Origin of the sequence: Collinsella sp. HCP3S3_D1, from assembly GCF_052064015.1 — a bacterium.
Lineage (GTDB): Bacteria > Actinomycetota > Coriobacteriia > Coriobacteriales > Coriobacteriaceae > Collinsella.
The window spans coordinates 1-12,743 of sequence record NZ_JBQHWK010000016.1 but is presented as its reverse complement, the minus strand read 5'-3'; the positions used below and the strand labels follow the sequence as shown (position 1 = coordinate 12,743).

Below are 12,743 nucleotides of genomic sequence, written 5' to 3'. Positions count from 1 at the left end.
TCCATGGATCTACACGAACAGGGGACTGGCTCCCGCGCCTTTGCAATTGCCGCTATCGTCTGCGTGCTGCTGCAGGCGGGACTGGCACCGCAAATCTCCATCGCGGGCGGTCGCGTCAACTTTATGATCATCTTGGTGTGTCTGAGCGTGTTTTCGGGCGACCCTGCGCGTGCCGTCGTGTGCGGCTTTTGCAGCGGTCTGTTTTACGACCTTTCCGCCGCCGTGCCGGTGGGCGTTATGTCGCTGCTGCTGACCGTGGGCAGTTTTGCTTTGGTGCACAGCGCGGCTGGTCAGACGGGCGGCTCGCCGAGCGCGCGCGGCATTACCGTGGGCGCCTTTGCGCTTGCCATCAACGTGGTCTACAGCATCATCTTGCTGTTTATGGGTCTGGAGACGAGCTTTGTGGTGGCCATCTTTGGGCACGCTCTGCCGTCCTCGATCCTGACGGGCTTGATTGCCATTCCGTTTTTGATGTCCGGCGCCGCTCCGCAGTCTGGCTATGGGTTCTCCGCGCGCGGTGGGCGTCAGACGGGCATGCGCTTTAAGCCCAAGACCCGTAAGCTCAAATAGGGGAGGCCTCAAGATGTCTTCCCAGTTGACGGTTGTTGTCGCCGGTATCGCGCTGGTCGTGGCCATTGTGGTCGCGCTGGTCATCATGCGCCGCGGCGACTCCCGCTTTACCTACGACACACAGCACGGAACGGCCCCGCGCGCCACCGAGGGCGAGGGCAATACGGCCGCCACGGCCTTCAAGGGCCGCTTCTCCATCCTCACCACGGGTGTGGGTGCCATGTTTGCCGCGCTTGCCGTTAAGCTGTGGGGCATGCAGATGGTCTCGTCGGACTACTACGACAAGCAGGCCAAGAGCAATCAGACCCGTACCGTTACCACGCCGGCCGTGCGTGGCCGCATCTTGGACCGCAACGGCGTCGCACTGGTGCAAAACCGCCCCTCGCTCGCCGTCGTCGCCTATCGCGATCTTGCCGACGACAAGGTGCTGGTGCGTCATCTTGCCAACGTGCTCGGTATGCCGTATGTCGCGGTGCTGCGTAACATCCAGGACAATTCCGAGGGCGCGCAGAGCCTGCATACGATCGCGACTGACGTGCGCCGCTCTACCGTCGCCTACATTCAGGAGCACGCCGGTGAGTTTCCCGGCGTGAAGATCGCCGAGCGCACCGAGCGCCAGTACCCGTATGGCGAGACCGCCTGCCATATTTTGGGCTATACCGGCACCATTACCTCCGAGCAGCTCGAGGCGCAGAACAAGAAGTCGTCGGACGGCAACGAAAGCGCGGCTGGCCAGATCTCGTATCAATCGGGCGATATTGTGGGTCAGGCGGGCGTAGAGATTTACTACGAAAATCTGCTGCAGGGCATTCGCGGTGAGCAGACCGTGAAAGTTGACGCCTCGGGTAACGTTACCGGTCAAGCCGGCGCCGTTCCCGCCAAGGCCGGTTCTGACATTAAGCTTACGCTCGATCTTAAGATTCAACAGGCCTGCGAGACGGCTCTGGCGAATGCCATTGAGCTTGCCAAGACTACGGGCCATAGCAATGCCGGCAACGGAGCCGTGGTGTGCCTCGACCCCAACAATGGCGAGATCTTGGGCATGGCAAGCGAACCCAAGTTTGATCCTTCTGTCTTTATCGGCGGTGTTTCCAATGACGTGTGGACCGAGCTTAACGATGACGAGGGCTCGCATCCGCTGCTCAACCGCGCCATTAGCGGCCAGTACATGTCCGCCTCGACCATCAAACCCCTCTCGGCGTTGGCTGGCCTCGAATTTGGCACGTACACTTCGAGTCAAACGACCAACTGCACGGGATATTGGACCGGCTTGGGCAAATCCTGGGGAAAGTACTGCTGGCTGCACTCCGGCCACGGCACGATGACGCTGCAGTCCGGTATCGCCAACTCCTGCGACCCCGTGTTCTACGATATGGGCAAGGCCTTTTTCTACAACGACCAGCATCCCGAAGGCCTGCAAGAGGTCTTTCGCCGTTGGGGCCTGGGCAAGACCTGCGGCATCGACCTGCCGAGTGAGGGTGCGGGCCGCATTCCCGATGCCGAGTGGAAAGAGTCGTACTTTACCGACGCCTCGGCCGAGGACCGCAAGTGGAATGCCGGCGATATGACCAACATCGCCATCGGCCAGGGCGACATTCTGGTGACACCGCTGCAGATGGCCTGCGCCTACATGGGTATTGCCAACGGCGGCAAACAGTATGTGCCTCATGTGTTCTTGTCTGCTGTCTCGCGTGATGGCGACGGCGATGCCTACAAGTACAACGGCAAGGGCAAAAAGAAGCGCCTTGAGGCCCAAATTAACAACGATGCCGATCTTGCGCTGGTCCGCAACGGCATGCACGATGTGATTTACTCGGCGTCGACTTCGACCGCCGCGCACTTTAACTCCCTGACCCCTACGGTCTACGGCAAGTCCGGCACGGGCGAGAAGAGCGGCGAGGACGATTACGCGTGGTTTTGCGCCTACGCGCCGGCCGATGACCCCAAGTACGTGATCGCCACTGTCTTGGAACAGGGCGGTGGCGGCTCCGATACCGCGCTGCACGTTGTGCGCGATGTCCTCGGTGCGATTTATGACGAGCCCGACACGTCGACGGCCACGGGCGATTCCTCGGTTCGATAGGAGGTTGCGATGGACTTTTCGCCGGCGGACCTGTTCCGCTCAACCAAAACCGGCTCTCGCAGCAGCCTGGACCGCGTTAACAAGCAGATTTCCGCATCGCGCGGAACGTTTCGCCAAAAGGTGCACGTCGGCGTGCTGTTGGCGACCGTGGCGCTCGTCACCTATGGCGCCATTATTATCTGGTCCGCCTCGCAGTTTAAAGCCGATGCCTCGTTCTCGCGTCACCTGCTGGGTATCGGTATTGGCGCGGTGCTGGCGGTGCTCGTCTGGCGCACCGACCTGCGCGGCATTTCCAACTTTTCGACGGCCCTGCTCGTCATCGATCTCATCGTGATCTTCTCGCCTAAGATTCCGGGCCTGTCCTACACGGGCGGCTTGGGAATGACGGGTTGGATCAAGATTCCCGGTATCGGTTTAACATTCCAGCCCGTTGAGCTTGCCAAGCTCATCACCATCTTCTTTATGGCCACGCTTGGCTCGCAGTACAACGGGCGCATCGATACCGCTCGCGACTACATTAAGCTCTGCGGCATGCTGTCCGTTCCGTTTTTGGCCGTCGTCGCCATGGGCGATTTGGGCTCGGGTCTGGTCGTGCTGGTGTCGGGCGCCATCGTCATCTGCATGAGCGGTGCGCGCCGCGAATGGGTGCTGTCGACTTTGGCTCTGCTCGTGGGTTTGGTGGCGCTCGTCCTGGCGCTCGATTCGGTCTTCGATTCGCTGCTCGGTCACGATGTGCTCATTAAGCAGTACCAGATGAATCGTCTGACGGTCTTCATCGACCCCGACAACGCCGATTCGGACGATGCGTATAACCTGCAGCAGTCGTTGATCGCGGTCGGCTCGGGCGGTTTCTTTGGTAAGGGGCTGGGGCATGCGACGCAGTCGGCCGGCGGCTTCCTGCCCGAGTTCCACACCGACTTCGTCTTCGCCTTTTTGTCAGAGACGTTCGGCTTCTGCGGTTCCTTTTTGTTGCTGTGCCTGTACGTGCTGCTCATCTTCTCGACGATCCGCGTCGCCTTTAAGTGCGAGTCTCTGTTTCTACGCTTGTCATGCGTGGGTATTGTCGGCATGTGGGCATTCCAGACGTTCGAGAACATCGGCATGTGCATTGGCATGATGCCGATTACCGGTATTCCGCTGCCGTTCATTAGCTTTGGTTCGTCGTCGATGATGATCCAGTTGTTGACGGTGGGTATCGTACAATCCATATGGCGGCATCGTTCGGGCGCCGCGTAACCGCTGGAGGGGTTTGCCATGAAGATTCCCGTGGAAAAGCTGACTCGCGCTTTTAAAATGGGCGCGACCACCAAGAGGGATTCCGATACGCCGGTGCGCGTTTCGGTCTACCTGGATTCGACCGCCTCGCGTTTTTTGGTCGAGACGGTGCGCGATGCCTTTGTGCCGCAGACGACGTCGGGTATTGTCCGCGTTGAGCGCCTGGGTGAGGAGCGAATCGTCCCCAAGACCGATACCGACGTGGTGCTGGTGCTTTCGTGCGGATCTGAGCGCCTTGAGAGTGCTGTACAGGAGCTTGTGATCGCCGGCGCGCCCGTGTGCGTGCTTGCCGAGTCCGCTGTCGAGGTGCCTTTTATCCAGGAGTCCACGCCCATGCTCGGCGTGGTAGCGGCCACCGATAAGACGTATCTGCTCGAGACACTCGCCCGCTGGATCCTGGACCGTACGGAAAAGGAGACGGCCTTTGCGGCGAACTTTGCCTTTATGCGCATCGCCGCCGCCAACCGCATCATCACCTCGTGCGCGCTTACCAATATGGCGACGGGCGCGCTGGTGTTTTTGCCGGGGGCCGATTATCCCGTTATGGCGCTGGCACAGGTGGGCATGCTCTTTGAGCTTGCGGCCATCTTTGGACGCGGCATTAAGCCCGAGCGCGGCTACGAGGTCGCGGGCGTGCTTGCCGGCGGCTTGGTAATGCGCGCCGTCACTCGCGCCTTGGTAAAGCAGACGCCGCATATCGGCTTTGCCGTCAAGGCACTCTCCGCCGCCGTCGGCACCTATGGCATGGGCCGTGCGCTCGTGTCTCTCTACGAGCGCGATATCGACTACAGCCGTGCCAACGAGGTGGTTGCCGCCACGTTCTCGCGCGTCCGCGACCTGGTGACCACGGTTGCCGGCGCTACCCGTCCCATGAATCCTTTTGAGGATGCATCCGATCTCGCTGCTTAGGGGTTTCTTTTGCGCGTTCCATACCAAGACTGTTTTCATTTGATCGAGCCGCTGCTCGCGAAGGTCGAAAAGCCGAGTCGCTATATCGACCACGAGTGGGGTACGCTCTCCAAGGCCGATGCCGACTATCGTTGCTGCATGATTTACCCGGACGTGTACGAGGTCGGCCTGCCCAACCAGGGTATCGCCATCCTGTACAACATCCTTAACCAGGCCGAGGGCATCTCCTGTGAGCGCGGTTATGTGCCGTGGCCCGATATGGGCGATGCCATGCGCGAGGCCGGTATCCCGCTGCTGTCGCTCGAGGGCGCAGCGCCCGTGGCCTCGTTTGATATCGTCGGTATGCACGTTCCGCACGAGATGGCCGTGACAAACTTTCTCGAGGCGCTCGACCTCGCCGGCATTCCGCTGCTGGCGGCCGACCGCACCGAGGACGATCCCATCGTCGTCGCCGGCGGACCTTCGGTTTATAACCCCGAGCCGTATGCGGCCTTCTTTGATGCCATCCTGATTGGCGAGGGTGAGGAGTCGCTGCTCGAGATCTGCCACCTGCATCGCCGCCTGCGTGACGAGGGCGTCCCGCGCGCCCAGATTGTCGAGCGGCTCGCGACCGTCTCCGGTACCTACGTGCCGTCGCTGTACGAGGTGCGCTATGACGAACCCTGCTCACCGCACGGCTACACCGTGCCGTGTGAGGGTAAGGACGTCCCGCCGGTGGTCTACAAGCGCGTCGTCGAGGACTTTGGCGCTACCAATCCGTTGTCGCAGTCGTGCGTGCCCTATGCGCAGCTCGTTCACGATCGCCTGTCTATCGAGATCCTGCGCGGCTGCGCTCGCGGTTGCCGTTTTTGCCAGGCCGGCATGACGTATCGCCCGGTGCGCGAGCGCTCGGCAGACCAGATCGTGTCCTCGGTGATCCAGGGCCTGGAAAAGACCGGCTATGACGAGGTGTCGCTTACCTCGCTTTCGACCACCGATCACTCCTGCATCCGCGACGTGCTCGGTCGCCTTAACCGCCGCCTGGAAGATACGGGCATTCGCGTGTCCATTCCCTCGCAGCGCCTGGATTCGTTTGGCGTGGATATGGCCGAGTCGGTCGCCGGAGAAAAGAAGGGCGGCCTGACGTTTGCCCCCGAGGCCGGCAGTCAGCGTATGCGCGACATCATCAACAAGAACGTGACCGAGGAGGACGTGGACCGCGCGGCCAAGGCGGCCTTCGAGGCCGGCTGGAACCGCATGAAGCTCTACTTTATGATGGGTCTTCCCGGTGAGCGCGATGAGGATATCGTGGCCATCGCCAACCTGGCCGACCATGTGCTCGAGCTCGGCCGCTCCGTGGTACCCAAGGCGCGCCGCGGCTCCATCTCGGTGTCCATCTCGGTGTCGGTGTTTATTCCCAAGGCCGCCACGCCTTTCCAGTGGTGCCCGCAGCTCGATTACGACGATGTCAAACGCCGCCAGAAGCTCCTCATTACGAGCGTTCGCAACCGTGCGGTCCGCGTGCACTACCACGATGCCGAGACCTCGCTTATCGAGGCGGCGCTGTCTCGTGCAGGCCGCGACATGACGCCTGTCATCATCGATGCCTGGCGTGCCGGTTCGCGTTTTGACGCCTGGGTGGAGCATTTCTCGCTCGATAACTGGAAGGAGGCCGCGGCCAAAAACGGCATCGACCTCAACGAGCTCGTGCACCTGCCCTACGAGCTGGACTGGCACCTGCCCTGGGAGCACGTGAGCCCCGGTTGCTCGCGCGGCTTCCTCGAGCGCGAATACCGTCGCTCGCTGGAGGGTGTCACGACGCCCGACTGCACCCGCACGTCGTGCACCGGCTGCGGAATCTGCCCCACGCTCCACGCCAAGAACGTATTGGTGGGTGATCGCGCATGAGTGAGCGCTTGACCGACAACCCCACGCTCTTTAGGCTTCGCGTTCGCTACGGCAAGCGCGATCGTCTCAAGTACCTGGGCCATTTGGAACTAATCCATACCATTGAGCGTATCGTGCGTCGCGCGGGGCTGCCCTATGCTGTGACGCAGGGTTTCTCGCCGCATATGCGTGTGGGCTTTTCGTCGGCGCTGCCCGTGGGCACGTCGTCGACCTGCGAGTGGTATGACCTGTTTATGACTGAGTTCGTCGCGCTCGACGAGGCCTTTGGGCGCCTGGCCGCGGCATCTCCGGCTGATTTGGCGCCCATCGAGGCCGCCTACATCGACGTGCGCACGCCGGCGCTGACGGCGCAGCTCACGCGCCTGTCGTACCGTATCGACCTGCACCTGGACCCTGAGGCGCCGGTCGCTGTCGACGAGGTGCGTCGCGCAATCGACACGTTGCGCGCGGCCCACGGCATCGACTATGCGCGCGGCAAAAAGAGCAAGCGCCTGGACTTGGACCATACGCTCGTGGGCTACGAGCTTAAGGCGGGGGAGCGCCCGGACCATCTGGTGCTCATACTCGACACCCATGCCGACAACGAGGGCTCCATGCGTCCGGAAATTTTGCTTTCTGCTGCTGATGTTTTGTTGCAGGGCTTGACCCCGGGCGTCGATGCACCTATTGTTTCCACCGGTATGCAAGACCTCGTGACCATCTGCTCCTACGATGTCGAGCGTCAGAATCAAGCATGCGAAGACGACGAGGGCCGACTCGTCAGCCCCATACCTGTGCGAACTTGTGGATTTGCTCCACATACTCGTTGACGGGGGTATTATCGCCTGCTACTATATTCGGCTGTTGCACTAACTGATGCATGAAGGGCAAGTAAACATGTACGCAATCGTTAACACGGGCGGCAAGCAGTACAAGGTCGCCACCGACGATGTCATCACCGTCGAGAAGATCGAGGGCAATGAGGGCGACAAGGTCACCCTGCCGGTCATCTTCCTCAACGATGGTAAGAAGATCGTCACCGATCCCGACAAGCTGGCCAAGGCCAAGGTTACCGCTCAGATCGTTGAGCAGTTCAAGGGCGAGAAGCAGCTGGTCTTCAAGTTCCACAAGCGTAAGCGCTATCGTCGTCTGAAGGGTCACCGTCAGCAGCTCACCAAGCTGAAGATCGTGAAGGTTCAGGCTACCTCCCGCGCCAAGAAGGCTGTCAAGGCAGAGGCTGAGGCTGTTGCCGAGGCTCCCGTCGCCGAGTAGATTACACTCGTAACGAAAGAGTAGGTATACACAATGGCACACAAAAAAGGACTCGGTTCCTCCCGTAATGGCCGTGACTCCCGCGGTCAGCGCCTTGGCACGAAGCGCTTCGCCGGCCAGACGGTAACCACGGGCACGATTCTCGTCCGTCAGCATGGCACGCACATCCACCCGGGTGCGAACGTTGGCCGTGGCAAGGACGACACGCTGTTCGCGCTGGTCGACGGTACCGTTGAGTTCCACAAGGGTATCAAGCACAGGGTCAGCGTACGCCCGCTCGCGAACGCGTAATTCACCCTTCATAGAGCACATATGTGGGAGGCACTTGAGTTTTAGGATTCAAGGGTCTCCCTCTTTTTTGTAGGAGGCGATTCTGTTGTCACAGTTCACCGATATCAGCCGCATTAACGTTTGCGGCGGCGACGGCGGAGCCGGATGCATGTCGTTTAGGCGCGAGGCATTTGTTCCCAAGGGCGGCCCTGATGGCGGCGACGGCGGTCGTGGCGGCAATGTCGTCATCCAGGCCGATGCTCAGCTGTCTTCGCTGATCGATTACCGCTTTAAGCATCACTTCCGTGCCGAGCGCGGCACGCACGGCCAGGGCGCCCGTCGCAATGGCAAGAGCGGCGAGGACCTGATTTTGAAAGTTCCCATGGGCACCGTAGTCCGCGAGCTCGATCCCGAGACGCAGACCCCGATGTTCGAGATTGCCGACCTGGTGCACGATGGCGAGCGCGTTGTCGTGGCGCCCGGTGGGGCCGGCGGTCTGGGCAACACCCACTTTGTGACGTCGGTGCGCCGCGCGCCCGCGTTTGCCCAGCTGGGTGAGCCTGCCGAGGAGCACTGGATCGAGCTCGAGATGAAACTTATGGCCGATGCCGCGCTCGTGGGCTTTCCCTCGGTGGGCAAGTCCTCGCTCATTGCGCGTATGAGCGCCGCCCGTCCCAAGATCGCCGACTACCCGTTTACCACGCTTGTGCCCAACTTGGGCATGGTGCGTGCCGGCGAATATTCTTACGTCGTCGCCGACGTACCGGGTCTCATCGAGGGTGCGAGTGAAGGCAAGGGCCTGGGTCACCAGTTCCTGCGCCATATTGAGCGCACTGCTTTGATCATGCACGTTGTCGATATGACGGGCGGTTTTGAGGATCGCGACCCGGTCGAGGACTATCGCATCATTAACCGCGAACTCGAGCAGTATGGTGCCGAGCTCTCGGAGCGCCCGCAGATCGTTGTCGCCAACAAGTGCGATGCGCCGGGTACGGCCGATAAGATTGCCGACCTTAAGCGTGCAGCGCTCGACGACGGCCACATGTTTTTTGCCGTTTCTGCCGTGACGGGTGCCGGCCTCAACACCCTGATGCTTGCCGTGGGCGAGCAGGTGGCTAAGCTTCGCGCGGAGCTTGCGGTCTCTGATGAGCCGGTCGATTTGCGCGATGAGGAGTGGGAGCGTCGCCGTCTGCAGCGCGAGAAGCGCTTCCGCATTGTTGAGGAAGAGCCCGGTGCTTTCCGTGTGGTCGGCCGTGCCATCGAGCGCATGGTTATCCAGACCGACTGGGAAAACGAGGAAGCTGTCATCTACCTGCAGCATAAGTTTGCGCGCATGGGTGTTGACGATGCGCTCGAGAAGGCCGGCTGCCGTGCGGGCGACGAGGTTCGCATTTGCCAGCGCGCCTTTGACTTTGAGGGCGCCGAGGACTTCTTGGAGTTCGAGGACGAGCTCGAGGATGCAGGCGTTGAGGTTATTGACGTAGCGGCCGAGGGTGCGGACGTGGCTCATGTCGCCGAGGGCTCCGAAGGCGCTACCGAAGTCGACGTTATTGAGACCCCGGAGGGCGAGTAGGCCATGTCGCTGCGCGGTGGAATCGGATTGCCTGAGCTGCCCATCAAGGATGGGCACGAGTTTCGGCTTGGCATTATGGGCGGCACCTTTGACCCGATTCATTACGGGCACTTGGTTACCGCCGAGCAGGCTCGCGAGTCGCTCGACTTGGACGCCGTGCTTTTTATGCCGGCCGGCTCTCCTGCCTTTAAGCTCGACAAACCGGTGACGCCTGCCGAGGACCGTTATGCCATGACGGTCCTCGCGACTGCCGCGAACCCGGCCTTTTTGGCAAGCCGCTTCGAGATCGATCGTGCCGGTGTCACCTATACAGCCGATACGCTGCGTGCCCTTCGCGAGTTTTACCCGCCACAGGTGAAGCTTTACTTTATTACGGGTGCCGATGCGATTATCGATATTGTGACCTGGCACAATGCTCACGAGATTGCCGAACTGGCAACCTTTATCGCTGCGACGCGTCCCGGCTTTGACATCGATACGGCCCGGGCGAGGATTAAGGAATCGGGGCTGCCATTCGATGTGCGCTATATTCAGATTCCGGCGCTGGCAATTAGCTCGACCAACATTCGCAAGCGGGTTGCCCGCGGCATGAGCGTGCGCTATCTTACGAGCGAGTCCGTGCTCGGCTATATCCGTAAACGCGGCCTGTATGCCGATCTTGGGCAAGACGATTTTGATTGACGGGGGGGGAAACGTTGTCGGTAGAAGATCAGTTTGAGGGCGACGAGCGCGCGCTCTTGACGCGTATCCACGAGTTGCTCGATGTGCGCATGAAGGATAAGCGTAAGCGCTACGTGCATTCGCTCGGGGTTGCCGAGACGGCGCTGCACCTAGCCGAGGTATACGGTGTCGACCGCTTTGATGCCGCTGCCGCCGGCCTGATCCATGACTGGGACAAAGTGCTCTCCGACGACGAGCTGGTCACGCGCGCTCTGCATTACGGCATTAAGATTGCCGGCTCTCCGTCTGCCGCGACGCCGCTTTTGCATGGCCCGGTTGCCGCCTATGAGCTTCCGCAGCTTTTTCCCGAGCTGTCGCCGGCGGTCTTTCAGGCTGTCGACCGTCACACCGTGGGCGCTTGCGACATGACGCCGCTCGATATGGTGGTCTTTGTGGCCGATGCCATCGAACCCAACCGCCACGGCGATTATGCCCATGCGCTGCGCAAGATGGTGGGGAAGTCCTCGCTCGACGAGTTGTTCTTCTCCTGTTTTGCGCAGGGTCTGGTCTATGTGATCCAGTCCGGGCGCTATCTTTATCCCACGGCTATTACGATTTACAACCATTACGCCCAGCTGCGCTAGCTCGGGTGCGTCTAGAAAGAGGTATTCCATGGCCGATGAGACCATGACCGACGAGCAGATTCTTGAAGGTGCGGAGCACAAGAGTTTCGTGGCCACGTCCGACCGCACCGCCGCGACGCTCTCCGCCAGCGGTGTCGCCGCCGAGGATGTCGCCCGCGCTGCCGCGCAGGCCGCCTACGACAAGAAAGGCGAGGACGTTCAGGTGCTCGACCTGACTGAGCTTTCCGATGTGTGCGACTACTTTGTCCTTGCTACCGGCACCAACAACCGCCAGGTTGATTCCATCGTCGACGAGATTGAGGAGAAGGTCGCCGAGGCTTGCGGCGAGCACCCGTTTTCCATTGAGGGCCGCGAGCAGAAGACCTGGATGCTCATGGACTACGGTTCGGTTGTCGTCCACGTCTTCACTCCCGAGGCGCGTGAGTTCTACCGCCTCGAAAAGCTCTGGGGCGACGCTCCCCAGCTCTCCCTGGACCTCCTCTAGTAGCTCATTTGGGACGGGGCTTTTTTAGCTACTACCTACCGTTCGCCGAACATCGCGATTTATAGCTCCCAGTACGTTTTTTCTACTCTGGCTCGGGTAACGTAATTGTTATCTGTAGAGGAGGGGATGCGTATGACTCGGACTGCGCGAGAAATCTCTGTATATGGTTTTTACCATGTCGTCCAAAAGGGATGTGCCGACCAACTCATATTTGAGGATGACGAAGATCGGCTCTATCTGATTCGGCTGATTGCTTCGAAATGCCAGAAGTTTAAAGTGGATGTCATCGCGTGGTGCCTTATGGATAACCATATTCATCTTCTGCTTGACGACGAGCATGTTCATCTGAGCGATTGCATGCATTCGATTACGACGGCGTATGCCATGTATTTCAACTCAAAGACAGGCAGGAAGGGGCCTGTTTTCCAGGATCGATTTAAGAGTGTGCCGATCCTCGATGATGATCAGCTGCTCAACTGCGTGAGATACATTCACGACAATCCCGCGAAGGCGAGGATTGGGACCGCTTCGCTGTATCGATGGAGCAGCTTTCGCGAGTATATGGGATATCCGGGTATCTGTAAAACGGATTGCGTTCTCGGGTTGCTCGGTGACTCTCAGAGATTTTTTGCCTTCAGCACCTCGGGTGAGCCCAATCGCTATTGCTTCCGTGACGGCGCTCATGTGAGCGACACAGATGCGCTGGAGTTTGCGCAGGCGCTTCTTAAGCCGTACGAGCCTCATCACCTTAAGGCTTTGCCAAAGGGGGCGCGCGATGCCTGCATTCGTACTTTGAAGAGCGAGGGCTTTTCGATTAAACAGATCGTCCGCCTTACGGGCATTGGGCACTGCACCATACAAAAGGTCAAAGTCAAAAAATAGCTCATTTTGGACGAGGTCCGTGTTGCGACCGCGTCAGGTATGGGTTGGGTAGCTAATTTGGGACGGGGCTATTTTAGCTAACCCTACAAATCGGTTGAGTTTTATTCCGGCCCCGGGTGATTCGCTGCCAGCTGAAGGGTAGCTAAAAAAGCCCCGTCCCAAATTGAACTGCCTCCCATTTCTTGGACATGAGAAATGGGAGGCTTTTTATGCGTGTCGACTTGAGGGTGAAGCACGACATCGAGGCCAGGAAGG

13 protein-coding genes are annotated in these 12,743 nt (G+C 60.0%); all 13 read left to right on the top strand.

Annotation, left to right across the window (positions count from 1 at the left end; translation table 11 throughout):
• Nucleotides 1–3: 3 nt before the first annotated feature.
• The 13 genes from ACTNDJ_RS06565 (at nucleotide 4) to ACTNDJ_RS06505 (ending at nucleotide 12,488) form a co-directional block, all read left to right on the top strand.
• Nucleotides 4–570, top strand: a complete 567-nt coding sequence (locus ACTNDJ_RS06565; RefSeq protein WP_441063113.1) for a hypothetical protein — start codon at nucleotides 4–6, stop codon at nucleotides 568–570.
• A gap of 13 nt (nucleotides 571–583) precedes the next feature.
• Nucleotides 584–2,653, top strand: a complete 2,070-nt coding sequence (mrdA, locus tag ACTNDJ_RS06560; RefSeq protein ID WP_154516187.1) for a penicillin-binding protein 2 — start codon at nucleotides 584–586, stop codon at nucleotides 2,651–2,653.
• Between the two features lie 9 nt (nucleotides 2,654–2,662).
• Complete coding sequence (locus tag ACTNDJ_RS06555; RefSeq protein WP_154516190.1) at nucleotides 2,663–3,889, top strand: FtsW/RodA/SpoVE family cell cycle protein; 1,227 nt, start codon at nucleotides 2,663–2,665, stop codon at nucleotides 3,887–3,889.
• A gap of 18 nt (nucleotides 3,890–3,907) precedes the next feature.
• A complete protein-coding gene (locus ACTNDJ_RS06550; RefSeq protein WP_427718704.1) occupies nucleotides 3,908–4,837 on the top strand; it encodes a YcjF family protein in 930 nt (309 codons plus the stop codon).
• 9 nt (nucleotides 4,838–4,846) lie between these two features.
• On the top strand, nucleotides 4,847–6,724 hold the full coding sequence (locus ACTNDJ_RS06545) for a TIGR03960 family B12-binding radical SAM protein (protein WP_441063115.1): 1,878 nt from the start codon (nucleotides 4,847–4,849) through the stop codon (nucleotides 6,722–6,724).
• On the top strand, nucleotides 6,721–7,533 hold the full coding sequence (locus tag ACTNDJ_RS06540) for a TIGR03936 family radical SAM-associated protein (protein ID WP_427726904.1): 813 nt from the start codon (nucleotides 6,721–6,723) through the stop codon (nucleotides 7,531–7,533). The genes ACTNDJ_RS06545 and ACTNDJ_RS06540 overlap by 4 nt, the downstream gene beginning before the upstream one ends.
• 67 nt (nucleotides 7,534–7,600) lie before the next feature.
• The gene (gene rplU, locus ACTNDJ_RS06535; protein WP_035138585.1) at nucleotides 7,601–7,975 is read left to right on the top strand and encodes a 50S ribosomal protein L21; all 375 of its coding nucleotides are present in this window, start codon (nucleotides 7,601–7,603) and stop codon (nucleotides 7,973–7,975) included.
• A 33-nt stretch (nucleotides 7,976–8,008) separates the two neighbouring features.
• Nucleotides 8,009–8,266 carry a 50S ribosomal protein L27 gene (gene rpmA, locus ACTNDJ_RS06530; RefSeq protein WP_154516202.1) on the top strand — a complete coding sequence of 86 codons (258 nt, stop codon included), beginning with the start codon at nucleotides 8,009–8,011 and terminating at the stop codon, nucleotides 8,264–8,266.
• 85 nt (nucleotides 8,267–8,351) lie between these two features.
• A complete protein-coding gene (obgE, locus tag ACTNDJ_RS06525) occupies nucleotides 8,352–9,818 on the top strand; it encodes a GTPase ObgE (protein ID WP_441063116.1) in 1,467 nt (488 codons plus the stop codon).
• Between the two features lie 3 nt (nucleotides 9,819–9,821).
• Nucleotides 9,822–10,499 carry a nicotinate-nucleotide adenylyltransferase gene (gene nadD / locus ACTNDJ_RS06520; RefSeq protein WP_427794396.1) on the top strand — a complete coding sequence of 226 codons (678 nt, stop codon included), beginning with the start codon at nucleotides 9,822–9,824 and terminating at the stop codon, nucleotides 10,497–10,499.
• Between the two features lie 89 nt (nucleotides 10,500–10,588).
• The gene (yqeK, locus tag ACTNDJ_RS06515) at nucleotides 10,589–11,122 is read left to right on the top strand and encodes a bis(5'-nucleosyl)-tetraphosphatase (symmetrical) YqeK (RefSeq protein WP_427718844.1); all 534 of its coding nucleotides are present in this window, start codon (nucleotides 10,589–10,591) and stop codon (nucleotides 11,120–11,122) included.
• Between the two features lie 28 nt (nucleotides 11,123–11,150).
• Entirely contained in the window at nucleotides 11,151–11,606 is a 456-nt protein-coding gene (rsfS, locus tag ACTNDJ_RS06510; RefSeq protein WP_427726898.1) for a ribosome silencing factor, read from the top strand.
• A 132-nt stretch (nucleotides 11,607–11,738) separates the two neighbouring features.
• Complete coding sequence (locus ACTNDJ_RS06505; protein WP_195838550.1) at nucleotides 11,739–12,488, top strand: transposase; 750 nt, start codon at nucleotides 11,739–11,741, stop codon at nucleotides 12,486–12,488.
• The last annotated feature ends 255 nt before the right edge of the window (nucleotides 12,489–12,743 follow it).